The organism is Pseudomonas sp. AC211, from assembly GCF_979258055.1.
Genome location: NZ_OZ409830.1, coordinates 4,980,344 through 5,004,582, shown reverse-complemented (window position 1 = coordinate 5,004,582; position 24,239 = coordinate 4,980,344). Strand labels below are relative to the sequence as shown.

The 24,239-nt window shown below is 62.2% G+C and carries 20 protein-coding genes and 1 pseudogene; 15 read left to right on the top strand and 6 right to left on the bottom strand.

Features of this window, described 5'->3' with window-relative positions; genetic code table 11:
* Nucleotides 1-4 precede the first annotated feature (4 nt).
* Both ACZZZP_RS23240 and ACZZZP_RS23235 read left to right on the top strand, forming a co-directional pair.
* Complete coding sequence (locus ACZZZP_RS23240; protein ID WP_463384279.1) at nucleotides 5-550, top strand: cytochrome c oxidase assembly protein; 546 nt, start codon at nucleotides 5-7, stop codon at nucleotides 548-550.
* Nucleotides 551-577: 27 nt separating this feature from the next.
* The gene (locus ACZZZP_RS23235) at nucleotides 578-1,501 is read left to right on the top strand and encodes a cytochrome c oxidase subunit 3 (protein ID WP_463384278.1); all 924 of its coding nucleotides are present in this window, start codon (nucleotides 578-580) and stop codon (nucleotides 1,499-1,501) included.
* Nucleotides 1,502-1,508: 7 nt separating this feature from the next.
* On the opposite strand, the gene ACZZZP_RS23230 is transcribed toward ACZZZP_RS23235, so the two are convergent.
* Entirely contained in the window at nucleotides 1,509-1,712 is a 204-nt protein-coding gene (locus ACZZZP_RS23230) for a twin transmembrane helix small protein (protein ID WP_122492452.1), read from the bottom strand.
* A 76-nt stretch (nucleotides 1,713-1,788) separates the two neighbouring features.
* On the opposite strand from ACZZZP_RS23230, the gene ACZZZP_RS23225 reads away from it, so the two are divergent.
* The 7 genes from ACZZZP_RS23225 (at nucleotide 1,789) to ACZZZP_RS23195 (ending at nucleotide 6,881) form a co-directional block, all read left to right on the top strand.
* A complete protein-coding gene (locus ACZZZP_RS23225) occupies nucleotides 1,789-2,520 on the top strand; it encodes an SURF1 family protein (protein ID WP_463384277.1) in 732 nt (243 codons plus the stop codon).
* Nucleotides 2,517-3,098 carry a hypothetical protein gene (locus ACZZZP_RS23220; protein ID WP_463384276.1) on the top strand — a complete coding sequence of 194 codons (582 nt, stop codon included), beginning with the start codon at nucleotides 2,517-2,519 and terminating at the stop codon, nucleotides 3,096-3,098. Before ACZZZP_RS23225 ends, ACZZZP_RS23220 begins: the two co-directional genes overlap by 4 nt.
* A 15-nt stretch (nucleotides 3,099-3,113) precedes the next feature.
* A complete protein-coding gene (locus tag ACZZZP_RS23215) occupies nucleotides 3,114-4,145 on the top strand; it encodes a COX15/CtaA family protein (RefSeq protein WP_463384275.1) in 1,032 nt (343 codons plus the stop codon).
* 27 nt (nucleotides 4,146-4,172) lie between these two features.
* Nucleotides 4,173-5,072: a heme o synthase gene (cyoE, locus tag ACZZZP_RS23210; protein ID WP_122492217.1), complete on the top strand. Its 900-nt coding sequence runs from the start codon at nucleotides 4,173-4,175 to the stop codon at nucleotides 5,070-5,072.
* 119 nt (nucleotides 5,073-5,191) lie between these two features.
* Nucleotides 5,192-5,785 (top strand): biliverdin-producing heme oxygenase, encoded by a 594-nt coding sequence (locus tag ACZZZP_RS23205; RefSeq protein ID WP_463384274.1) that lies wholly within the window; start codon nucleotides 5,192-5,194, stop codon nucleotides 5,783-5,785.
* Nucleotides 5,778-6,179 carry a YbaN family protein gene (locus ACZZZP_RS23200; protein ID WP_463384273.1) on the top strand — a complete coding sequence of 134 codons (402 nt, stop codon included), beginning with the start codon at nucleotides 5,778-5,780 and terminating at the stop codon, nucleotides 6,177-6,179. Before ACZZZP_RS23205 ends, ACZZZP_RS23200 begins: the two co-directional genes overlap by 8 nt.
* A gap of 72 nt (nucleotides 6,180-6,251) precedes the next feature.
* Nucleotides 6,252-6,881 carry an SCO family protein gene (locus ACZZZP_RS23195; protein ID WP_463384272.1) on the top strand — a complete coding sequence of 210 codons (630 nt, stop codon included), beginning with the start codon at nucleotides 6,252-6,254 and terminating at the stop codon, nucleotides 6,879-6,881.
* A gap of 95 nt (nucleotides 6,882-6,976) precedes the next feature.
* Here the strand turns inward: ACZZZP_RS23195 and zwf are convergent, their stop codons facing one another.
* A complete protein-coding gene (gene zwf / locus ACZZZP_RS23190; RefSeq protein WP_241000496.1) occupies nucleotides 6,977-8,401 on the bottom strand; it encodes a glucose-6-phosphate dehydrogenase in 1,425 nt (474 codons plus the stop codon).
* A gap of 200 nt (nucleotides 8,402-8,601) precedes the next feature.
* Here zwf and hexR point away from each other — a divergent pair, with 200 nt between their 5' ends.
* Entirely contained in the window at nucleotides 8,602-9,480 is an 879-nt protein-coding gene (hexR, locus tag ACZZZP_RS23185; RefSeq protein WP_122492212.1) for a transcriptional regulator HexR, read from the top strand.
* Between the two features lie 175 nt (nucleotides 9,481-9,655).
* On the top strand, nucleotides 9,656-9,877 hold the full coding sequence (locus ACZZZP_RS23180) for a PA3496 family putative envelope integrity protein (RefSeq protein WP_122449843.1): 222 nt from the start codon (nucleotides 9,656-9,658) through the stop codon (nucleotides 9,875-9,877).
* Here the strand turns inward: ACZZZP_RS23180 and ACZZZP_RS23175 are convergent.
* A complete protein-coding gene (locus tag ACZZZP_RS23175) occupies nucleotides 9,837-10,781 on the bottom strand; it encodes a LysR family transcriptional regulator (RefSeq protein WP_463384271.1) in 945 nt (314 codons plus the stop codon). The genes ACZZZP_RS23180 and ACZZZP_RS23175 overlap by 41 nt on opposite strands.
* 161 nt (nucleotides 10,782-10,942) lie before the next feature.
* Here ACZZZP_RS23175 and ACZZZP_RS23170 point away from each other — a divergent pair, with 161 nt between their 5' ends.
* Together ACZZZP_RS23170 and oadA are read left to right on the top strand one after the other, a co-directional pair.
* Complete coding sequence (locus ACZZZP_RS23170) at nucleotides 10,943-12,358, top strand: acetyl-CoA carboxylase biotin carboxylase subunit (RefSeq protein WP_122449841.1); 1,416 nt, start codon at nucleotides 10,943-10,945, stop codon at nucleotides 12,356-12,358.
* Nucleotides 12,359-12,369: 11 nt separating this feature from the next.
* Nucleotides 12,370-14,181: a sodium-extruding oxaloacetate decarboxylase subunit alpha gene (gene oadA, locus ACZZZP_RS23165; RefSeq protein WP_463384270.1), complete on the top strand. Its 1,812-nt coding sequence runs from the start codon at nucleotides 12,370-12,372 to the stop codon at nucleotides 14,179-14,181.
* A 648-nt stretch (nucleotides 14,182-14,829) separates the two neighbouring features.
* On the opposite strand, the gene ACZZZP_RS23160 is transcribed toward oadA, so the two are convergent.
* Nucleotides 14,830-15,810 carry an asparaginase gene (locus ACZZZP_RS23160; protein ID WP_463384269.1) on the bottom strand — a complete coding sequence of 327 codons (981 nt, stop codon included), beginning with the start codon at nucleotides 15,808-15,810 and terminating at the stop codon, nucleotides 14,830-14,832.
* A gap of 181 nt (nucleotides 15,811-15,991) precedes the next feature.
* Complete coding sequence (locus ACZZZP_RS23155) at nucleotides 15,992-17,440, bottom strand: alanine/glycine:cation symporter family protein (RefSeq protein ID WP_463384268.1); 1,449 nt, start codon at nucleotides 17,438-17,440, stop codon at nucleotides 15,992-15,994.
* A 232-nt stretch (nucleotides 17,441-17,672) separates the two neighbouring features.
* Here ACZZZP_RS23155 and ACZZZP_RS23150 point away from each other — a divergent pair, with 232 nt between their 5' ends.
* Nucleotides 17,673-18,491 carry an XRE family transcriptional regulator gene (locus ACZZZP_RS23150; RefSeq protein ID WP_122492207.1) on the top strand — a complete coding sequence of 273 codons (819 nt, stop codon included), beginning with the start codon at nucleotides 17,673-17,675 and terminating at the stop codon, nucleotides 18,489-18,491.
* A gap of 266 nt (nucleotides 18,492-18,757) precedes the next feature.
* Here ACZZZP_RS23150 and putA read toward each other — a convergent pair.
* Nucleotides 18,758-22,700, bottom strand: a pseudogene (gene putA, locus ACZZZP_RS23145) (trifunctional transcriptional regulator/proline dehydrogenase/L-glutamate gamma-semialdehyde dehydrogenase).
* A 414-nt stretch (nucleotides 22,701-23,114) separates the two neighbouring features.
* Here putA and ACZZZP_RS23140 point away from each other — a divergent pair.
* Entirely contained in the window at nucleotides 23,115-24,212 is a 1,098-nt protein-coding gene (locus tag ACZZZP_RS23140) for a DUF1615 domain-containing protein (RefSeq protein WP_463536876.1), read from the top strand.
* Nucleotides 24,213-24,239: the final 27 nt, after the last annotated feature.

Here is a 24,239-nt window from a genome sequence, read left to right as displayed (position 1 = left end):
TGCAATGAGCGACGGCTTGCCGACCAAAACCCTGGTCACCCGCCTGCTGCTGTTGGTGGTGGTGATGTTCGCGTTCGGCTTTGCCTTGGTGCCGATTTACGACGTGATGTGCAAAGCGTTTGGCATCAACGGGAAAACCTCCGGGCAGTACGCTGGCGCGCAACAACTGGTGGATGAAAACCGGCAGGTGAAAGTGCAGTTCATGGCCACCAATGCGGCCGACATGGTGTGGGAGTTCCGCCCGGTGTCGAGCGATTTGGTGGTGCATCCGGGGGCGGTCAACGAGATGACGTTTATCGCCCAGAACCCCACGGACAAACCCATGGCGGCGCAGGCCATTCCCAGTATTTCGCCGTCCGAGGCAGCGGCCTACTTCCACAAGACCGCCTGCTTCTGCTTCAACCAGCAAGTGCTGCAACCCGGTGAACGCGTAGAAATGAAGGTGCGCTTCATCGTCGACCGTGATCTGCCCAAGGATGTCTTCCACCTGACCCTCGGTTACACGCTGTTCGACATCACTGCTCGCCATGCGCCGATCGCGGCCAAGTAAGCGGTGTAAAACAAGGAGAACAATAAAATGGCGACGCACGACGAGGCCCTGCCAAAGAGCCCCAACTCCACCTACGAGCATTACTACGTTCCGGCGCAGAGCAAGTGGCCGATCATTGCCACCATCGGCATGCTCGTCACCATGTACGGCCTGGGCACCTGGTTCAACGACCTCAAGGCCGCCCGGCCTGAATCCCACGGCCCGCTGATCTTCAGCATCGGCGGTTTGCTGGTGGCGTACATGTTGTTCGGCTGGTTCAGCGCGGTGATCAAAGAAAGCCGCTCGGGGCTCTACAGCGCGCAAATGGACCGCTCATTCCGCTGGGGCATGAGCTGGTTCATCTTCTCGGAAGTGATGTTTTTCATCGCCTTTTTTGGCGCGCTGTTCTACGTGCGTTACTGGTCCGGCCCGTGGTTGGGCGGCGAAGGTGCGAAGGGCATCGCCAACATGCTGTGGCCGAATTTCGAGTACACCTGGCCGATGCTCAACACGCCGGATCCCAAGCTGTACCCGGCCCCGAAAGCGGTTATCGACCCGTGGCATCTGCCGCTGATCAACACCATCTTGCTGATCAGTTCCAGCGTCACCGTCACCCTGGCTCACCACGCGTTACGCCACGGCAAACGCGCCGCGCTGAAGGGCTGGCTGGGGCTGACGATTGTGCTCGGCGTGTGCTTTCTGGCGCTGCAAGTTACCGAATACGTTGAGGCCTATCACGAGCTGGGGCTGACGCTGGGCTCGGGTATTTATGGCGCCACGTTCTTCATGCTCACCGGCTTTCACGGTGCCCACGTCACCATCGGCACGCTGATGCTGACCATCATGCTGCTGCGCATCATGAAAGGGCATCTGGACGAGAAACAGCACTTCGGTTTTGAAGCGGCCAGCTGGTATTGGCACTTCGTCGACGTGGTGTGGGTGGGGCTGTTTATTTTCGTGTACGTGCTCTGAGGCGCACTTACCACCGCGCGTGACTGACCAGCTGGCCGCTGTAAAAGCCCCAGGTGATCAGGGCCACGGTCAACGCCGCCAACACCACCCGAACGGTGAGGGCGTTGACCACGCGCGACGAATTGCCTTGGTCTTTGACCAGAAAGAACAGGCCGCTGAACAGGCTGACGATGGTGGCCAAGAGCATGAGCACGATTGCCGCTTTGAGCATGGTGTGAGTCTCGCCAATGGGGAAGGGGAATGCTGTGGAGTATAGCCAGTCACCTGCCGCTGTCCGGGCTCGCCAGATGAGGCGGTTTCGCCCCGGCTGGCTGCCGACACTGGTGGTGGCCATGCTACTGCCGTTGCTGGTGTGGCTGGGCTTCTGGCAGTTGGCGCGCGCTGAAGAAAAGCGCCAGTTGCTCGCCAGCTACGAGGCCCGTCGCGGCGCCGAGGCCATCGGCATTCTGGAACTGGAAACCACGCCCGATGCGGCTTATCGCCGGGTGCGTTTGAGCGGCCACTTCGACGACCAACACAGCGTATTGCTCGACAACCGCACCCGCGACGGCAAGGTCGGCGTCGAGCTGCTGCAACCGTTTTACGACCAGGCCAGTGATTTGTGGGTGCTGGTCAATCGCGGCTGGCTGCCCTGGCCGGACCGGCGCAACGCCGCGCAATTCGCCACGCCCGCGGCCGTGCAAAACCTCGATGCCTGGGTGTACGTGCCGCCCGGCGAAACCTTTCAACTGCAAGCCGACGCGCCGAGTAACCAATGGCCGCTGCTGGTAAACGCGGTGCACCCACACGCGCTGTGGACGCAACTGGGCCGCGCCGGCCTGGCCTATGAAGTCCGCCTGCAACCGAGCGCTGCCGCTTACCAGGCCGACTGGCCCGTGGTCGCTATGGGCCCCGAGCGGCACCAGGCGTACGCCGTGCAATGGTTTGCCCTGGCGGCGGCGCTGTTGGGTTTATTTGTTTACTTCGGCTTTCACGCCACCGCCAAACACGAGCCTGTTCTGGGAGAACAACAACCATGAATCCAGCCATGCCAATGCCCCATGCACCTGTGCGCCGTCGTGGTCGTTTGCAACTGCTGTTGCTGCTGGCCCTCACTGTCGGGCCGATGGTGCTCGCCACCGCCATGTACCAGTTCCGCTTCTGGGTGCCGGAAGGGCGCAACTACAGCGGCGAGCTGATCGGCAATGGGCAAAACCGCACCGATCTCGGTGTGCTCGGCAGCGATGTAACCACCTGGCAAATTCTGGTGACGGCGCCGGGCAGCTGTGAAGACGACTGCCGGCAGCTGGTGTACCTGGCCCGGCAAATTCAAATTGGCCTCGGCCGGGAAGCCTCGCGCGCCACCCATGGCCTGGCCACGACACAACCGGTCAGCGAGGCCTATAACGCCGAGCTGGCGCGTGACTATCCGCGCCTGGACCGCTACGGCCTCGATGCTCAGGCCTACAGCAAAGCCAGCCCGGCCACCGGCAGCGCGCCGCAGCTATGGCTGATCGACCCCCACGGCAATCTGGTGCTGCGCTATGACGCCAAGACCAAAGGCAAGGCGATTCTCAACGACATGCGCCTGCTGCTGAAACTGTCGAATATTGGTTGAGCTAAGGATCGTCCCATGGCCAAACCCGGATTCCGTCTCGCCCTGCTCGCCACTGTTCTGGCAGTGGTCGTGGTGCTGCTCGGCGCGTACACGCGGTTGACCCACGCCGGCCTCGGTTGCCCGGACTGGCCGGGCTGCTACGGCTTTATCAGCGTGCCCGCCAGCGAGGCGCAGCTGGCCCATGCCGAGGCCAACTTCCCCCACGCGCCGGTTGAGGCCCACAAGGGCTGGAACGAAATGATCCACCGCTACTTCGCCGGCAGCCTGGGCCTGCTGATTCTGGCCCTGGCGGTGCTCGCGGTTCGTCGGCGCGCCGAGCCGCAGCAACCGCTGAAACTGCCGTTGCTGTTGCTGGGCGTGGTGGTGGCGCAGGCCGCGTTTGGCATGTGGACCGTCACCCTCAAGCTCTGGCCGCAAGTGGTGACCGCGCATTTGCTCGGCGGCTTCACCACCTTGGCGCTGCTGTTTTTGCTGACGCTGCGCTTGTCCGGGCGCATGCCGAGCCTGCCCGCGATTCCCGCCCGGCTGCGGCAGTTGGCGGCGTTGGGCTTGCTGGTGGTGATTGGCCAAATTGCCCTCGGCGGTTGGGTCAGTTCCAACTATGCGGCGGTGGCCTGCATCGATTTGCCCACCTGTCACGGCCAGTGGTGGCCGGCCATGGATTTTGCCAACGGCTTTCACCTCAGCCAGCACATCGGCCCCAATTATCTCGGCGGTCAGCTCGACAGCGACGCCCGCACCGCCATTCATTTCACCCACCGCCTCGGCGCCATGCTGGTCACCGTGGTGTTGCTGATACTCGCCTGGCACCTGCAACGCGGTGGTCATGGCCGCCTGGCCGGTTTGTTGGTGCTGGCCTTGGGCATGCAAATCAGCCTGGGCGTGAGCAACGTGTTGCTGCACCTGCCGCTTGCGGTGGCAGTGGCCCATAACGCCGGCGGCGCGTTGTTGTTGCTGACGCTAGTGCTGGTGAATTACAGGCTGCGTGCGGTCGCCAACCCGGCGCGCGCAGCGACAAAAAATTGGGTTAGCCAGTCGGCGGCCTGACCGATAAAAACAAGAAGGAGAGACGCCATGGCCACGCTACTCAGCCAAGCTCACAGCCAAGCGCTTTGGCGCGACTACCTGGAACTGACCAAGCCCAAGGTCGTGGTGCTGATGCTCATCACCTCGCTGGTCGGCATGTTCCTCGCCACGCGTGCCGGGGTGCCGTGGACGGTGCTGGTGTTCGGCAACTTGGGTATCGCCTTGTGCGCGGGCGGGGCGGCGGCGGTCAACCATGTGGTGGATCGGCGCATCGATGCCGTCATGGCGCGCACGCACAAACGGCCGTTAGCGGAAGGCCGGGTTTCGCCCGTAGCGGCGCTGACGTTTGCCATGGCGCTGTCGGTGGGCGGGCTGGTGATTCTGCTGGCCTTCACCAACGAACTGACCGCCTGGCTGACCCTGGCGTCGCTGCTCGGTTATGCCGTGCTGTACACCGGCTTTCTCAAGCGCGCCACGCCGCAAAATATCGTCATTGGCGGCCTGGCGGGCGCCGCGCCGCCGCTGTTGGGTTGGGTCGCGGTCACCGGTCATATCAGCGCCGAACCGCTGCTGTTGGTGCTGATTATTTTCGCCTGGACGCCGCCCCATTTCTGGGCCTTGGCCATTCACCGCAAGGCCGAATACGCCAAGGCCGACATCCCCATGCTGCCCGTCACCCATGGCGAGCACTACACCAAGGTGCATATCGTGCTGTACACCCTGGTGCTGCTGGCGGTGAGCCTGATGCCCTACGTGATTCACATGAGCGGCTTGCTCTACCTGGCCTGCGCCGTGGTGCTGGGCGCGCGCTTTCTGCAATGGAGCTGGGTGCTGTACCACGACAGCAAACCGCACGCCGCCATCAACACGTTCAAATACAGCATCTACTACCTGTTCCTGCTGTTTATCGCGCTGCTGGTGGATCATTACTTTTTGCTTGAGCGGTGACGGCGGCCTGGGCGCGAATTGCTCACGGGGAAAAATACTTGCCGGTCCCCCTGAGGATTTTCGCGCCTGCCGCGTCTTCTTGAAGCCACGGACACCGTGTTCACTTCGTCGAGACCGCCATGACTGCTCAAGCATCGCCACTGAACCACGCCCTGCGTTCGCAACGCCTGAACGCCCTTACCCACGAGCCGCACGCGCGCCTGGATGCCTTAGTAAAAAGCCACGACCCGTTCGGCAGCCGCGAGAACTTCGCCAAGTTCGTGGCCGCGCAATACCTGTTCCAGTACGACCTGGAAAACCTCTACCGCCATGCTCAGCTGGCGCAGATCGTTGACGACTTGCCGAGCCGTGGCCGCATCGAACAAACGCGCTTGGACCTGGCTGACCTCGGTCATGCCGTACCTACAGGCGATGACAGCGTGCGCGCGCAGCAGCTGGGTCTGGGCGCCGCGTTGGGCTGGGTGTTTGTGTCGGAAGGCTCGAAGCTGGGCGCGGCGTTTTTGATTAAACGTGCCGAGGCGTTACAACTGAGCGACAGCTTTGGCGCCCGTCACCTGGGCGAACCGGAAGGCGGTCGCGCGCAAGGGTGGAAGCACTTCGTTGCCGCGCTCGATGGTGTGGTGCTGGGCGCCGAGCAGGAACGCCAGGCCGAGGCCGCGGCCATCGCCGCCTTCAACCGTTTCGCCGATCACCTGGAACGCACCTTTGCCTGAGGCTTGCAGCGGCACTGCGCCACGCCGGCCGCTGCGCCAGCTGTGGCTGGCGTTGGCCTATGTGAGCCTGGCGCTGGCGGTGTTGGGCGTGGTGATTCCCGGTTTGCCCACCACCGAGTTCGTGTTGCTGGCGGCGTGGGCGGCGGCGCGCAGTTCGCCGCGCTTGGCGGCCTGGCTGGAAAACCACCGGCTATTCGGTCCGCTGCTGTGCAATTGGCGCGACGGCGGCGTCATCAACCGCCGCGCCAAACTGCTCGCCAGCCTGAGCATGGTGGTGGCGTTGTTGGTCATGCTGCTGACGGTCAGCCACCTGCCGTCCGTGGCGTTTGCCGCGTTGGGCATGGGCTGCGGCGCGGCGTGGATCTGGTCGCGCCCGGAACAACGCAAACCCTGAAACGCTTGGCGGTTTCGGTGACACGGCCGGATGGGGTACCGTTTGCCTTTCGATCTGCCGAGCTGCCTTCCTATGACCCGCAAGCACATCACCGTCGCAATTCTCGTCGCCGTCGTGGCCTTGGTATTTGGCCTCACCGTCAACCGCGTGCTCAGTGGCAAAGGCCACGGCGACCCCGCCGCGATGATAGATGCCGGCATCATTCTGTTGCCGCAAAGCCGCAACCTGCCCGACCTGAGTCTGACCAACCAGCTTGGCGAAGCGGTGCCGGTCAACGAATTGAAAGGGAAATGGAGCCTGTTGTTCTTCGGCTACACCTTTTGCCCCGACATTTGCCCGACCACCCTGGCGCAACTGCGCGAACTGAAAACCAAGCTGCCAGAAGAGGCGCGCAACAACCTGCAAGTGGTGCTGGTGAGCGTCGACCCGAACCGCGACACGCCGGAGCAGCTGAAGAAATACCTCGGCTATTTCGACCCGCAATTTCTCGGCCTGACCGGCGATCTGGCGAATATCCAAAAGCTCGCCAATGCCGTGAGCATTCCGTTTATTCCCGGTGATACCAGCAAAGAGAACTACACCGTCGACCACAGCGGCAACCTGGTCATCCTCGGCCCGGACGGTACCCAGCGCGGCTTTATTCGGGCGCCGCTGAACAACACCAAGTTGGCGGTACAGATTCCGGATTTGGTGAAGCAATAGCTCAAAAAAATCGAGGCTAAAGCCTCTCCCACAGGGTCGTGCAGTGCCTGTGGGAGAGGCTTTAGCCTCGATGGGTTTTCAGCACAAAAGGCGAGTCACTCCGCCCACTTACGCCCCTGCAATTCCAACAAACTCTGCGCCTGCTCCGGCCCATTGCTGCCGGCGGCGTAAGGCCGTGGATCCTGGTAATTGTCTTGCCAGCCTTTGAGAATCGGGTCGACCCATTTCCACGCCGCTTCCACTTCGTCACGGCGCATGAACAGCGTCGAGTCGCCCTCGATCACATCCAGCAGCAAACGCTCGTAAGCGTCCCAGCGGCGTTTCTGGCGGAAGGCTTGCGCCAGGTTCAAATCCAGCTCGACCGGTGCCAAGCGCATGCCTTTGCCGGGGGTTTTGCCCATCAGTTGCAGGCTGATGCGCTCTTCAGGTTGTAGGCGAATGATCAGGCGGTTGGGTTGGGTGTTGTCGAACAGCAGGTGCGGCACCTGCTTGAAGTGGATGACGATTTCCGAGGTCTTCTTCGCCAGGCGTTTGCCGGTGCGCAAGTAGAACGGCACGCCGGCCCAGCGCCAGGTATTAATGGCCACTTGCAGGGCCACGAAGGTCTCGGTGTCGCTGTCGTTATCGACGTTTTTTTCGAAGTAATACGCCGGCACTTCCTGGCCGCCGATTTTGCCGGCGGTGTATTGGCCGCGCACGGTTTTGTCGTGCACATCCATGCCTTGAATCGGTTTCAGGGCCTGGAGAATCTTCAGTTTTTCATCGCGCACCGACTCCGCGTCAAAGCGCGCCGGGGCTTCCATCGCCACCAGGCAAAGCAACTGCAACAAGTGGTTTTGCACCATGTCGCGCATCGCCCCGGAGCGGTCGTAGTAGGCGCCGCGGTTCTCTACGCCGAGGGTTTCGCACACGCTGATTTGCACATGATCGATATGCCCGCTGCGCCACAGCGGCTCGAACAGGATGTTGGCAAAACGCAGCGCCATCAGGTTTTGCACCGTCTCCTTGCCCAGGTAGTGATCGATGCGAAACACCCGCGACTCATCGAACACCGCGCCAATGGCTGCGTTGATCGCCCGTGCCGAATCGAGGGAATGGCCGATAGGTTTTTCCAACACAATGCGCGCGTTGGGCCCGGCCAGGCCGGCGACCTTCAGGTGGCGGGCGATGTCTTCGAACAGGTTCGGCGCGGTGGCCAGGTAATACACCTGCACGCGATCACCGGCTGGGCCAAGGTGACGGGCCAGGCGGCCGAAATCGGCGCTTTGCGAGGCATCAATGGGAAAGTAATCCAGGCGCTCGGCGAAGCTCGCCCAGGTCGCTGCATCGAAATCGGCACGCGCCACCTGCGCCCGGCAGCGGCGTTCTGCCAGTGCCTGATACGCCACGCGCGCCATGGGGCTGCGGGCGAGGGCGAGAATGCGCGTGCCCTCGTGCAGGCGGCCGTCGCGGTGCAGGTGATAGAGCGCGGGCAGAAGCTTGTGCAGCGCCAAATCTCCGGTGCCGCCGAATACCAGCATGTCGCAAGGAATGGAAAGCAAATGACCCTCCGGGGTGCAGCAGACGGTGTGAAAACGACGGCGCTCGGTTGGCGGCGTGAAAATAGCTTTTTGCCCGCCGCGTATGGTTTGGCTGGGCGTCGGGAAGGTCATGTAGTATAACTACACGCGCGCTACAACCCGGCGTCGGCCGATCATAACTCATCAAAAGAGCCAATCCCTTGAACCTCTTGCAACACATTGCCCAGTCGCGTCACCTGTTACGAAAATCGGAGCTGAAAGTCGCCGATCACGTGCTGCTCGACCCGGCAGCCGTGATGCACAGCTCCATGGCAGATCTGGCCCACAGCGTTGGCATCAGCGAGCCCACCATCGTGCGCTTCTGCCGTGCCATCGGCTGTACCGGCTTTCAGGACTTGAAGTTGAAACTGGCGCAAAGCCTGGCCGCTGGCGCCAGCTTCGGCCAGTTCGCCATTCACGAAGATGACTCGGTCGCCGACTTCAGCCTGAAAATTTTCGACACCACGCTGCACACGCTCATCGAAGTGCGCGAAAAGCTCGACCCCAAAGCCCTGCAACACGCCATCGCCGCCTGCTCGCAAGCGCAGCGCGTGGAGTTTTATGGCTTTGGTGCGTCCGGCGCGGTGGCCGCCGATGCCCAGCACAAATTCTTCCGCCTGCTGCTCACCGCTGCGGCCTATTCCGACCCGCACATGCAGGCGATGTCGGCGGTCACGCTGAAGCCCACCGACGTGGCCATCTGCATCTCGCAGTCAGGCCGCTCCAAAGATTTGCTGATCACCGCCAACCTGGTGCGCGAAACCGGCGCCACGCTCATCACCCTGTGCCCGAGCCAGACGCCGTTGGCCGAACTGTCCACCGTCAACCTCGCCATCGACGTGCAGGAAGACACCGAAATCTACACGCCGCTCACCTCGCGCATCGCCCACTTGGTGGTGATCGACGTACTGGCCATGGGCGTTGCCATGGCGCGCGGGCCAACCTTGGTCAATCACCTCAAGAGCGTGAAGCGCAGTCTGCGCAGCTTGCGCTTGTCGCCTAAGTCGCTGAAATCGGCAGATGATGCGCGGGCTGATTGAGCGCTTCTAAAGCATCGCGGCTAAAGCCGCTCCCACAGTTCACGCAATCTGTGGGAGCGGCTTTAGCCGCGATGCTCTTCACCCGCCGTCACACGAAATTCATCCCGCCTGCACACAACTGTCGCTTTCCCCCGCCCAGTCTGGTACTCCCGAATCCAACGATGGGAGCACGCACATGACTCGTTATCTGGATGAAGCACAGCCTTACGCCTCCTCTGCCGCGAAAACCAAACGCCAGCTCGAAGACCAGCGCCGCATGGCTTATCGCCGCGCCATCGAAGACTTCACCGAAGAGCGTCGCCTGCAGCTGGAGCTGTCGGATTATCCCGATCTGGTCGCCGCCAATTACCTGGCCGCTAGCCAGGCACCGCGCCGAAGCGGGCCGCCAAGCCACTGATTTGCGCGCGTTCTGCGCGAATAAAGGCGAAGAACGTTTGCGCCACCGGTGACAGGTATTTGCCGCGCGGGTGCACCAGGCACCAGCTGCGCATCAGCGGCAGCTCAGTCACCGGCAATTCGCGCAGCGCGCCGCTTTCCAGTTCGCGGCGCACGGCGTGGCGCGAGAGCAAGGCGATGCCCAGTCCGGCAATCACGCCTTCGCGTTGCGACTCCATCGAGCCCAGCTCTATGGTCTGCTGAAAGTGCGCGCGCTTTTGGTGGCAGTAATCTTCGATGGACTTGCGCGTGCCCGAGCCCGGTTCACGCACCAGCAGCGGCCACGCACACAGGTCTTGCAGCTTGAGGGTGGCGTGCCTGAGCAGCGGATGATCCGGCGGCGCGACGGCGACGATGGGGTTGTCGAGAAACGGGTAAAACTCCAACGACATGTCTTGCGGCACCTGCGACATGATCAGCAAATCGTCGCGATTGGCGCTCAGGCGGCGGATGGTTTGCGCGTGGTTAACCACCACCAGCTGCAAATTCACTTCCGGGTACTGGCGCTTGAACGCGGCAAACAGATGCGGCACGAAATACTTCGCGCTCGACTCCACCGCCAGGTTGAGTTGCCCCTGCAGCGAGCCCTGCAAGTCAGAGAGCTGCATATCCAGACTTTCCAGCCGGCCAAAAATGTCGCTGCTGGCGCGCAACAGCGCTTCGGCGGCTTCGGTGAGGTAGAGCTTTTTACCGATGTAGTCGAAAAGTGGCTGACCTATCAGCGCTTCCAGCTGACGAATTTGTAGGGAAACGGCTGGCTGCGTCAGAGAAATTTCCTCCGCGGCGCGGCTATAGGACTTGCTTTCGCACACTGCCTGGAAGACTTGAAGCTGACGTAATGTCATACGCAGCAATGACTTACGCATGGCGTCTGGCCTTTTGCGGGTTGTCGGGTCGGCCAACTATAAGCCGTTACTTATGCCTAACCCAATAATTAATCATTTTGGGTAATCGTTGCGCGGGTCTAGGGTGTCGGGACGTTGACGCTTCAGGCGTTGCCCCGTTCAACCGGCTGAGGGCCAGCTCCGTGATCAAGAAAATTCTGATCGCTAACCGTGGCGAGATTGCCGTCCGTATCGTGCGTGCTTGCGCCGAAATGGGCATTCGCTCCGTGGCGATTTATTCCGATGCCGACCGCATGGCCTTGCACGTCAAGCGCGCCGACGAAGCCCACAGCATTGGCGAGGAGCCGCTGGCCGGTTACCTCAATCCGCGCAAGCTGGTGAACCTGGCGGTGGAAACTGGCTGCGATGCGCTGCATCCCGGCTACGGTTTCCTCTCCGAAAACGCCGAGCTGGCCGATATTTGCGCCGAGCGCGGCATCAAGTTCATCGGCCCGTCTGCCGAAGTGATTCGCCGCATGGGCGACAAAACCGAAGCGCGGCGCAGCATGATCAAGGCCGGCGTGCCGGTTACGCCAGGCACCGAAGGCAACGTGGCGGACATTCACGAAGCGCTCACCGAAGGCGACCGCATCGGTTACCCGGTGATGCTCAAGGCCACCTCAGGCGGCGGCGGACGCGGTATTCGCCGCTGCAACAGCCGCGAGGAACTCGAACAGGCGTTTCCCCGGGTTATTTCCGAAGCCACCAAGGCATTCGGCTCGGCCGAAGTGTTCCTGGAAAAGTGCATCGTCAATCCCAAGCACATCGAAGCGCAGATTCTCGCCGACAGCTTTGGCAACACCGTGCACCTGTACGAGCGCGACTGCTCGATTCAGCGCCGCAACCAGAAGCTCATTGAAATCGCCCCCAGCCCGCAACTAACGCCCGAACAGCGCGCCTACATCGGCGACCTCGCCGTGCGCGCCGCGCAGGCCGTGGGCTACGAGAACGCCGGCACCGTGGAGTTCCTGCTCGCCGAGGGCGAGGTGTACTTCATGGAGATGAACACCCGCGTCCAGGTGGAGCACACCATCACCGAAGAAATCACCGGCATCGACATCGTGCGCGAGCAAATCCGCATCGCCTCGGGCCTGCCGCTTTCGGTCAAGCAAGAAGACATTCAGTACCGCGGTTTCGCCCTGCAATTTCGGATTAACGCCGAAGACCCAAAGAACAACTTCCTGCCCTCGTTCGGCAAGATCACCCGCTACTACGCGCCCGGTGGCCCGGGCGTGCGCACCGACACGGCGATCTACACCGGCTACACCATTCCGCCGTACTACGACTCCATGTGCCTGAAGTTGGTGGTCTGGGCGCTGACCTGGGAAGAGGCCATGGACCGTGGCCTGCGCGCTCTGGACGACATGCGCTTGCAAGGGGTGAAAACCACCGCCGCGTACTACCAGGAAATTCTGCGTAACGCGGAATTTCGCAGCGGCCAGTTCAACACCAGTTTCGTCGAAAGCCACCCTGAACTGACCAACTACTCCGTCAAGCGCAAACCCGAAGAGCTGGCCCTGGCCATCGCCGCCGCCATTGCCGCCCACGCAGGCCTGTGAGGAACACATTCATGTCCAAGAAAATCCATGTAACCGACACCATCCTGCGTGATGCCCACCAGTCGCTGCTGGCCACCCGCATGCGCACCGAAGACATGCTGCCCATCTGCGACAAGCTCGACAAAGTCGGCTACTGGTCGCTGGAAGTTTGGGGCGGCGCCACGTTCGACGCCTGCGTACGCTTCCTCAAAGAAGACCCATGGGAGCGCCTGCGCCAACTGCGCGCCGCCTTGCCCAACACGCGCCTGCAAATGCTCCTGCGCGGCCAGAACTTGCTCGGCTACCGCCATTACAGCGACGACGTGGTCAAGGCGTTCGTGGCCAAGGCGGCGGTCAACGGCATCGACGTGTTCCGCATCTTCGACGCCATGAACGACGTGCGAAACCTGCGCGTGGCCATTGAAGCCGTGAAGGCGGCCGGCAAACACGCCCAAGGCACCATCGCCTACACCACCAGCCCGGTGCACACCATCGAGGCGTTCGTGGCCCAGGCCAAACAGATGGAAGCCATGGGCTGCGACTCGGTAGCGATCAAAGACATGGCCGGCCTGCTCACGCCCTACGCCACTGGCGAGTTGGTGAAAGCGCTGAAAGCCGAGCAATCACTGCCCGTATTTATCCACTCCCACGACACCGCTGGCCTGGCTGCGATGTGCCAACTCAAAGCCATCGAAAACGGCGCCGACCACATCGACACCGCCATCTCCAGCTTCGCCTGGGGCACCAGCCATCCAGGCACCGAGTCGATGGTCGCAGCGCTTAAAGGCAGCGAATACGATACCGGCCTGAACCTGGAACTGCTGCAGGAAATCGGCTTGTACTTCTACGCCGTGCGCAAGAAGTACCACCAGTTCGAAAGCGAATTCACCGCCGTGGACACCCGCGTGCAGGTCAACCAAGTGCCGGGCGGCATGATCTCCAACCTGGCCAACCAGCTCAAAGAGCAGGGCGCGCTGAACCGCATGAACGAAGTGCTGGCCGAGATTCCGCGCGTGCGCAAAGACCTCGGTTACCCGCCGCTGGTAACCCCGACTTCGCAGATTGTCGGCACCCAGGCGTTCTTCAACGTGCTGGCCGGCGAGCGCTACAAAACCATCACCAACGAAGTGAAGCTCTACCTGCAAGGCGGCTACGGCAAGGCGCCGGGCCAGGTTGACGAGAAACTACGTCGCCAAGCCATCGGCAACGAAGAACTGATCGACGTGCGCCCGGCCGACCTGCTCAAGCCGGAAATGGACAAACTGCGCGCAGAAATCGGCGCGGTGGCCAAGTCGGCTGAAGACGTGCTGACCTACGCCATGTTCCCCGACATCGGCCGCAAATTCCTCGAAGAACGCGCCGCCGGCACCCTGACCCCGGAAGTGCTGCTGCCGATTCCCGAAGCCGGCAGTGTGGCCAGCGTGGGCGGCGAAGGCGTGCCGACTGAATTCGTCATCGACGTACACGGCGAAAGCTACCGGGTAGACATCACCGGCGTCGGCGTGAAAACCGACGGCAAGCGCCACTTCTACCTGTCCATCGACGGCATGCCGGAAGAAGTGGTGTTCGAACCGCTCAACGACTTCGTCGGCGGTGGCAGCGGCAGCAAACGCAAAAACGCCAGCGCACCGGGCGATGTCAGCACCACCATGCCGGGCAATATCGTTGATGTGCTGGTGAAAGAGGGCGACGTGGTCAAAGCCGGCCAGGCTGTGCTGATCACGGAAGCGATGAAAATGGAAACCGAAGTGCAGGCGCCGATTGCTGGCACCGTTAAAGCCATTCACGTGGCCAAGGGCGACCGCGTGAATCCGGGTGAGGTGCTGGTGGAGATTGAGGCTTGATCGGCTAGAAAGAGCACGTCCCATTGGGGGAGCCGCAGGGCTCCCCTTTTTGTGGTGGGGGGCGGCGGCTTGAAACCAAACCACCGTCATTCCCGCGAAAGCGGGAATCCAGAATCGTGTAGGAGAACGGAGCTGTCTGCCCAATCACCGCACCTGGATTCCCGCTTTCGCGGGAATGACGGTGTTGGGGCGGATGTCGGTATTCGGGCGGATGTCGGTGTACCGATCTAAAGAAACCCGCTTCCGCAAAAATCCAACGCAAAACTTTCGTTTTATCTCCGTCATTCCCGCGAAGGCGGGAATCCAGAATCGTGTAGGAGAACGGAGCTGTCTGCCCAATCACCGCACCTGGATTCCCGCTTTCGCGGGAATGACGGTGTTGGGGGCGGATGTCGGTATTCGGGCGGATGTCGGTGTACCGGTCTAAAGAAACCCGCTTCCGCAAAAATCCAACGCAAAACTTTCGTTTTACTCCGTCATTCCCGCGAAAGCGGGAATCCAGTGGTCCGGCAATCCGGCGCGGTGATTGTTCAGGCAACCCCGCTCTCCTGCACAATTCTGGATTCCGAATCGTCGGACCGCCGCTTTCGCGGGAATGACGGTGGAGGGGCGGATGACGGCGTTGGAGCGAATGTCGGTGTAGCAGTGTTAAGAAACCCGCTCCCCACACAAATCCAACCCAAACCACTGCTCCACATCCCCTTGGCCCAACCCCGCGCCCAGCAAGCCAAACAACTTGCCCAACGCCGCCTCCCGCGTCATGCCGCCGGCCGATATCAATCCGGTACTCACCAGTGCGCTCCCCGCCGCATACACGCCAAATTCGACATGCCCCTGCGGACACTGACTGATCGCCGCCAGCACCACGCCACGCTCATGCGCAGCCTTTAGCACAGCGAGCAATTCAGTATTGTCCGAAGGCCCGGTGCCGACGCCGTAACATTCGAGCAACAACGCTTGCGCGCCGGTGGCGAGCAGGGCTTCGGCATGGCTGGCGAGTACGCCGGGATACAGCGGCAGCACGGCGACATTCACCGGCTGACGCTTCACGTCGTACGCCAACAAAGCCGGAAGCGCCCCGGCCCGCTCGCCGACGCGGTGGCGGGGCTGCTCGGTGAAGGCGTCGAACGCCTCGCTGCGCAGTTTGCTCACCCGCGCGCCGTGCATCAGCTTGCCGTTGAAGTACAGGTGCACGCCCGGCTCGGCGCCGGCCTGCAGCGCCTGCATGGCGCCGAGCAGATTGCCCCAGGCATCGCTGCCCTCGGCACCGGCCGGCAACATGGAGCCGGTGAGCACCACCGGCACGCTCAGGCCCAGCAGCAGGAAGCTCAATGCGGCGGCGCTATAGGCGAGGGTGTCCGTGCCGTGCAGCACCAGCACGCCATCGAACCCGCCACCGCTGACGGCCTCAACGATCACGTCGCGCATGGCCAGCCAGTTGGCCTGGCTCATATTGGCGCTGTCGAGCAGCGGCAGCAGTTCGTGGAACTGCCAGTCGATGTCTACACGCGGCGACAGGCTGCGCAGGTGTTCGCTCATTCGCGCCTCGAAGCCACCGGCCGGAGCCAGCCCTTGAGCGGTTTGCAGCATGCCGATGGTGCCGCCGGTATAGAGCACGAAAAGCTTCATGCCGGATTCCTTTGTTGTTATTGGAAAGCATCGCGGCTAACGCCGCTCCTACGATACGCACACGCTGTAGGAGCGGCTTTAGCCGCGATAAGTCGGTCGCAGCATACCGCGCTGAGCCCAGAGACAAGAATGCCGCGCCAGCATCCGCGGGCGCGGCATTGCGTCAAACCGTTACAGCAAATTAACGGTGGCTGGCAGCCAGGTGTCCGTCAACGGCTTCGCTGCTCGCAGCGGCCTGAGGGGTGGTCGGCCAGGCGTCGCGGTCCAGATCCAGATCAGCGAACTTGCGTGCGTCGAACACCGGGGTGGCGACGCCGGCTTTGCGCTGTTCGTCGTAGTCGCGCATTACCCGCAGGCCGACTTTGATCAACATCGCCAGGGCGATCAGGTTGACGAAGGCCAGGCAGGTCATGGTGATGTCGGCAAAGGCGAATACGGTGGTGAGGTTCTGCATCGAGCCCCAGCAGATAAGCGCCAGTACCAGACCGCGATAGGTCAGCAAGGCCACACGGCTTTTGCCGAGCAGGAATTGCAGCGCGTTCTCGCCGAGGTAGTAGTTGTAGAGGATGCAGGTGAATACGAACAGGCTCAGCGCCACGCTGACAAAAATGCGGCCCCAATCACCGACCACGGCGGCCAGCGAGTTCTGGGTCAGCACAATGCCGTCGCCTTCGAACCCAGGGGTGTAGAAACCGGAGAGCAGAATTAGCAGGGCGGTGCAGGTGCAGATTACGAAGGTGTCGAGGAACACGCTGAACGCCTGAACCACGCCTTGCGCAACCGGGTGTTCAACGCTGGCAACTGCCGCCACGTTGGGCGCACTGCCCAGGCCGGCTTCGTTGGCGAACACGCCGCGTTTCACGCCCATCACGATCGCGCTGCCCAGCAGGCCGGCGAACGCAGGTTCGAGGCCAAAGGCGCTTTTCACGATGGTGACCAACATGCCAGGCACCAGGTCGATCTGGGTGAAGATCACGTACAAGGTCACGCCGATGTAGGCGAGGGTTTTCACCGGCACCAGCAGGTCGGACACCGAGGCGATGCGCTTGATACCGCCGATGAACACCAGACCCAGCAACACCGCCAGACCAATGCCGGTGTACTGCACCGGGAAGCCGAAGGCGTTTTGCAGCGAGTGGGTCACGGTGAACGATTGCAGGCCGTTGAAGGCGAAGCCGTAAGTCACCAGCAGCAACACGGCAAACACCATGGCCATCCAGCGCAGCTTGAGGCCGTGTTGAATGTAATAAGCCGGGCCGCCGCGATACAGGCCGTCACCGTCGGAACGCTTGTAGAGCTGCGCCAGGGAGCACTCGAAGAAGCTGCTGGACATGCCGACCAGTGCGGTCACCCACATCCAGAACACCGCGCCGGGGCCGCCGAGGGTCACGGCAATGCCGACACCGGCGATATTGCCCGCGCCCACACGGCCAGCGAGGCTGAGCATCAGGGCTTGGAACGAGCTGAGTTGACCGCCGCTGCTGCGCAACGACTGCTTGAACACGCTGAACATGTGGCCGAAATGGCGGAACTGAACGAAGCGCGAGCGAATGGTGAAGTAACTGCCCAGGCCGACGATCAGTACGATCAGCAGCTTGCCGGACAGGAAGTCATTGAGCATTTCAAGCATGGGAGGTTTCCTCGACTCTTATTGTTCGAATGCAGCGGCGGGTTGTGAGCAACCCTGCGCAGTGGAAAAAGGTGCAGCGAAACAGGCACACGTTTCTGGATATTGCGGGCAGCAAAAAACGTGTCGCGCATGGTTGGCCACGGCTTGGCGTGGAGGCAATTTCGCGGATCGACTCGATGTGGCGCGAGTTGATGCTACAATCGCGCCGCTCGCATCACCGGAGGGCCGCGTTGTGTCGGACAATTTGGGCACTAATCTGAAACTGCTGTGCAGCCACTACCGCTCTATCGCCGAGGTTTGCCGGCTGCTGTCGATCAACCGCGCGCAGTTCAACAAGTACCTCAGCGGGCAAAGCCAGCCGACGAGCTACAACCGCAAACGCATCGGTGATTTCTTCGGCGTTGAAGAGTACGAACTGAGCTTGCCGCCGGAACAATTTGCTCGTCTGGTCGGCGCCCGCCTGGCCGACAGCCACAACACGCCCCTCAACGATCCGCTGGCCAACTTGCTGCAACCACTGCGCGAACACGCCACCAGCCTGTCGCGCTATTGCGGCTACTACTTTGAATACTCCAACTGCATGTCGGTGCCGGGATCGATCCTGCTGTCGCTGGTGCATCTGCGCGAGGAGCGCGGCACGTTTCTGTTCGAGCGCCAGGAACGCCAAGAACGCTCGGCCAGCGCCAATGTGCAGGCCGAAGATTGGGTGCGCTGCCGCTACCTGGGTGCCGCTTTTCACCTGCAAGATCGCGTGTTTCTCATCGACTATGAGTCGCTGACGCTCAACGAAATGAGCCAGACCATTCTGATTCCCAGCTACAAAAGCCGCATCACCCGGCTCAACGGTTTGAAAACCGGCGTGTCCAGCGGCGACCGCCGAACGCCAGCCTGCACCAGGGTTGTGTGGGAATACCTGGGCGAAGAGATAAACCGCGTGAGCGCCTATCGCCAGGTGATGCTGTATCGCCCGGATGACCCGCGTATCGACGAAGACATTCGCCAGCGGCTCACGGTGGGGCCGATCAGCAATGGCTTGTTCGAGATCGAATAGGGCAGGGAACCTAAAATCCCGCACCGGCTGGATAAGCCGGCGCAGGGCACCGAAGTGCTCTAGGGAAAGCGCGCGTCGCTGGGCGGGTAGCCCTCGCAAATGGATGCGCCGCGCGTGACGTTGGCAACGGCTCGGTGAGCGCCGCTTCAGTCAGGGTCAGGCCCTTAAAGCAAAGGTCTGGGGGCGGCCCGAAGGCCGCGGGGTTCAAGCGTGAATTTTGCTGAAAGCAGCTTTCGCCTTCCTTTCAGCGCCACCCACTTTTTCACTTAACCGATGGTCATCAACGACGCGTTGCCGCCGGCCGCTGCGGTGTTGATGCTCAGCGCGTGCTCGATCAGCAGGCGTTCCAGCGGGATATCCGTTTCGCCTTTATTCAAGCCGTGCACGCCAACGATGGCGCCTTTGCGCTGCGCTGCCGCTTCGCATACCGCGCGCAGCTGGTCGGAGTCGCCGTGGTGCAGGATGGCGTCGAAGCTGGCGTCGCTGGTGCTCCAGTCGCTGACCAGGCGGATGCGTTTCTGCACTTCTTTGGGCAAGCCGTTGAACAGCTCCTTGGTCAGCGGCTGCTCCTGCCAGATCACCTGACTGCCCACGGCAAGCGCGGCGGCCAGTTGTACCAGCAAATCGGTGCTGTCTTCTGCCAGGCACAGCACGTGTTCGCGCGGCAGCAGGCTGTAGGTGTTGCGCTCACCGGTCGGGCCAGGCAACACGTGCACGCTGCCGCTTTGCGCCAGTTCGTTGTATTGCTGGTTGACGGCAACCAGGCTCGGCTCTTTTTGCGCCAGCCATTCGCCAAACGCTTGGGCGGCTTTGCTCTGCTCGGCCGGGCGCTGTGGCGCGCTGGCAGCCTGGCCGAGTTGCTTGGCCACCGCGTCTTGCGGGCGGGTGGAGAGCAGGCGGTACATGTACAGCGGGCCGCCGGCTTTCGGGCCGGTGCCCGACAGGCCTTCGCCGCCGAACGGCTGCACGCCAACCACGGCGCCGACGATATTGCGGTTCACATACAGGTTGCCGACCTTGGCGGTGTTCACCACCTGGGCGATGGTCTCGTCGATGCGCGTGTGCACGCCGAGGGTCAGGCCATAACCGCTGGCATTGATCTGCTCCAGCAAGCTAGCGAGGTTGGCGCGCTGGTAGCGAACCACGTGCAGCACCGGGCCGAAGATTTCCCGTTGCAGCTCGCTGAAACTGTCCAGCTCGATCAGCGTCGGCATCACAAAGGTGCCGCGTTTGATCTCGTCGCCCTTGGCGCGGGCGGCCTGGAACACTTTGCGGCCCTTCTCACGCATGTTCTCGATATGCGCTTCGATGCCGGCCTTGGCTTCGGCGTCGATCACCGGGCCAACGTCGGTGCTCAGTCGCTCCGGGTTGCCCAGGGCGTATTCGGCCATGGCGCCGTTAAGCATATCGATCACGCGATCGGCCACGTCTTCCTGTACGCACAGCACACGCAGTGCCGAGCAGCGCTGACCGGCGCTGTCGAACGCGGAGCTGACCACATCGACCACCACCTGCTCGGTGAGCGCGGAAGAGTCGACAATCATGGTGTTCAGGCCGCCGGTTTCGGCGATCAGCGGAATGGTGCGGCCTTGGGCATCGAGGCGCCCGGCAATGTTGCGCTGGATGATGCCCGCCACTTCGGTAGAGCCAGTGAACATCACGCCACGCACGCGCTCATCGGCAATCAGCCGCGCGCCCACGGTTTCGCCACGGCCGGGCAGCAACTGTACGGCACCGCCGGGTACGCCGGCTTCGAGCAGAATGCGCACGGCCTGTGCGGCGATCAGCGGGGTTTGTTCGGCTGGTTTGGCCAGCACGGTGTTACCGGCAGCCAAAGCGGCGGCCACCTGACCGGAGAAAATCGCCAGCGGGAAGTTCCACGGGCTGATGCACACCACCGGACCCAGCGGGCGGTGGCTGTCATTGCTGAAAAAGTCGCGCGCCTGGGCGGCGTAGTAGCGCAGGAAATCCACCGCTTCACGCACTTCGGCGATGGCGTTGGCGAAGGTCTTACCGGCCTCGCGAACCAGCAAGCCCATCAGCTGCTGCATCTCGGCTTCCATCTGGTCGGCGGCGCGCTCCAGCACAGCGGCGCGTTCGTCAGGCGTGGTGGCTTGCCAGATCTGCCCGCTGGACACCGCACAAAGGATGGCGCTCTTGATGTCGGCTTCGCTGGCTTCGCTGACGTGGCCCACGGTGTCGCGATGGTCAGACGGGTTTTTCACCGCTTCGGCCTCACTCGGCGCCGGGGTGTCGCAACCGAGCATCGGCAGCGCCACGTAACGGTTGTTGGTGCTGCTCAACAGCGCCGACGACAACGAACCCAGGCGGTGTTCGTTGGCCAGGTCGATCCCTTCGGAATTCAGGCGCGCTTCGCCATACAGGGCGCGCGGCAGGGCGATGCGCGGATGCGGCAGGCCCAGGCCACCTTCGGCAGCGGCCATTTGCTCGATCTGCACCACCGGGTCGAGCACCAGCTCTTTAATGGAGATGCTGTGGTCGGCAATACGGTTTACAAACGAGGTGTTCGCGCCGTTTTCCAGCAGGCGGCGAACCAGATACGCCAGCAAGGTTTCATGGCTGCCCACCGGTGCGTAAATGCGGCACGGTCGGTTCAGCTTGCCATCGGCCACCTTGCCCACAACCTGCTCATACAGCGGCTCGCCCATGCCGTGCAGGCACTGGAACTCGTACTGGCCGGGGTAATAATTCTGCCCGGCAATGGTGTAGATGGCCGACAGCGAATGGGCGTTGTGAGTGGCGAACTGCGGATAAACCGCCTCCGGCACCGCGAGCAATTTGCGCGCGCAGGCAATGTAGGAAACGTCGGTGTACGGCTTGCGGGTGTACACCGGATAGCCTTCCAGACCGTCGACCTGGGCGCGCTTGATTTCGCTGTCCCAATAGGCGCCTTTCACCAAACGAATCATCAGGCGATGGCGGCTGCGCTTGGCCAGGTCGATCACGTAGTCGATCACATACGGGCAGCGCTTCTGGTACGCCTGAATCACAAAGCCAATGCCGTTCCAGCCGGCCAGGCTCGGGTCGAAACACAAGCGCTCGAGCAGGTCGAGCGACAGTTCCAGGCGGTCGGCTTCTTCGGCGTCGATATTCAGGCCAATGTCGTACTGCTTGGCCAGTTGCGTGAGGCTCAACAGAATCGGATACAGCTCATCCATCACCCGCTCGTACTGCGCGCGGCTATAGCGTGGATGCAGCGCCGAGAGCTTGATGGAAATGCCCGGACCTTCATAAATGCCACGGCCGTGGGAGGCCTTGCCGATGGCGTGAATCGCTTGCTCGTACGAGGCCAGATAGCGCTTGGCATCGGCATCGGTGAGCGCTGCTTCACCGAGCATGTCGTAGGAATAACGGAAGCCTTTGCTTTCCATGTTGGTGGCGTTGGCCAGTGCTTCGGCGATGGTTTCGCCGGTCACGAACTGCTCACCCATTAGGCGCATGGACATGTCTACGCCCTTGCGAATCAGCGGCTCGCCGCCTTTGCCGATCAGGCGATTCAGCGACGTAGCGAGGCCGGCTTCGTTGTGCGTGGCCACCAGCTTGCCGGTGATCAGAAGGCCCCACGAAGCGGCGTTGACGAACATCGACGGGCTGTTGCCCAGGTGCTGACTCCAATTGCCGTTGCTGATCTTGTCGCGGATCAGCGCGTCACGGGTGGCTTTGTCCGGAATGCGCAGCAGCGCTTCGGCCAGGCACATCAGCGCCACACCTTCTTGCGACGACAGCGAAAACTCTTGCAGCAGACCCTGCACCAGCCCCTGACGACCGCCCGCGCTCTTCTGGTTACGCAGCTTTTCCGCGATGCCCATGGCCAGCTTGTTGGTGGCTTCGGCCTGCTCCTTCGGCAAGCGCGCCTGCTCCAGCAGCATGGCCAGCGCTTCGGGCTCAGGGCGGCGATAGGCCGAGGTGATGGCGGCGCGCAGTACCGATTGCGGCAGGATGCTTTCGGCGAAATCCAGGAAGCACTGCAAGCCTTGCTCAGTCAGTGCCTCCAGCGGCTCTTCACCCAGGGCGGCAGCGACACCGGACAGCTCGGGCGGCGTCAGGACCGCCTTCTACCTGCTCCAGGTAATTGAAGATCGCCTGCTTGATCAGCCAGTGCGGCGTGCGGTCGATCGACTGTGCTGCCAGCTTGAGACGCTCGCGGGTGGCGTCATCAAGTTTTACGCCAAGGGTGGTGGTGGCCATTGGTTTTTTCCTAAAAGTGCGTGCCAGAGAGAGGCAACCGAAGCGCTCGGTCAGGCGGCGCGGTGTGCAAAAATTCAGCGTGGATTAAACCCGCTGGAAGTCAAAGGTGCAACCAGGCGCAACCTTTTTCTCTTAAAGCCGTGTAGGCCTTTGCCCACGCCGTGTAGCGAGGCGTTACCTTTATGCACTCGCGCGGTGCACCCCAGGCATTACGGCGTTTTCACTGCTACAAAACGGATCGCTTTTGCGGCGTTTGAAGAAAGGTGCAACCCGAATTCCCGTTGGCCAAACCGACGAACGTGCACCGTGTATGTGCTGCGCCGCACTGCGAAATGAGCGAACCGCTCAGCGCGGTACTTGTCTTCACTGCGGCGCTGCCTATTACTTAACCGACCCACCGCTAAGGCTTCCTTCATGTCCCGTTTTCCGCCGTTTGCTAACTGGCTTCTGCTGCTGGCCGTGCTCGCCCTTACTGGCTGCGGCTCGCGCTCCGTGCAACCGCCGCAACCCAGCCCCAGCGAAATACAGGCCAAGGTAGTAAAGCTGATGCCCGCCACGGTGAACGACCGCCAGGGCTGGGCGACGGACATTCAGGTGGCGTTCACCACACAGAAGCTGGACGCCAACAACAGCAACCTGTGCTCGGTGCTGGCGGTAACCGAGCAGGAGTCCACCTATCAAGCGGACCCGCCCGTACCGGGGCTGGGCAAAATCGCTCGCCAGGAAATCGACCGACGCGCCTCGCGGCTGCATATACCAGGCTTCGTTGTCAGCGCCGCGCTGCAACTGAAATCACCCACCGGCAAGAGCTACAGCGAACGTCTGGCCGGCGCCCGCAGCGAACGCCAGCTCAGCGCCATCTTTGACGACTTCATCGACATGGTGCCTCTGGGCGCCCAACTGCTTGGCACCTTCAACCCCGTGCACACCGGCGGGCCGATGCAGGTCAGCATCGCTTTTGCCGAAGAACACGCGCGCGGCTACCCCTATTCCCACACCGGCACGCTGCGCCAGGAAGTGTTCACCCGGCGCGGCGGCATGTACTTCGGCATCGCCCATTTGCTCGGCTACCCGGCCAACTATCCCGAGCCGCTGTACCGCTTCGCCGACTTCAATGCTGGCTGGTACGCCAGCCGCAACGCCGCTTTTCAGCGCGCCGTCAGCCAATTGACCGGCATTGAGCTGGAACTCGATGGCGACTTGCTGGTGGCCGGCTCGCTGTTGCCCAGCTCCACCGAAAAAGCCGTGCGCACGCTCGGCAAACAACTGGGCATCAGCGACACCGCCATCCGCCGCGCGCTGGAAAAAGGCGACAGCCTCGCTTTCGAAGACACCGACCTCTATGCCGACCTGTTCGCCCTCGCCGACAGACGCGCTGGTAAGCCGGTAGCCCGCGCGGTGCTGCCGGGCATTACCCTCAAAAGCCCGAAAATCACCCGCAAGCTCACCACTGCCTGGTTTGCCAAGCGGGTGGATGAGCGGTATCGGAAGTGTTTGACGCGGGCGCGGTAGAGCTGCGGCTAAAGGGGATCCCTGGAA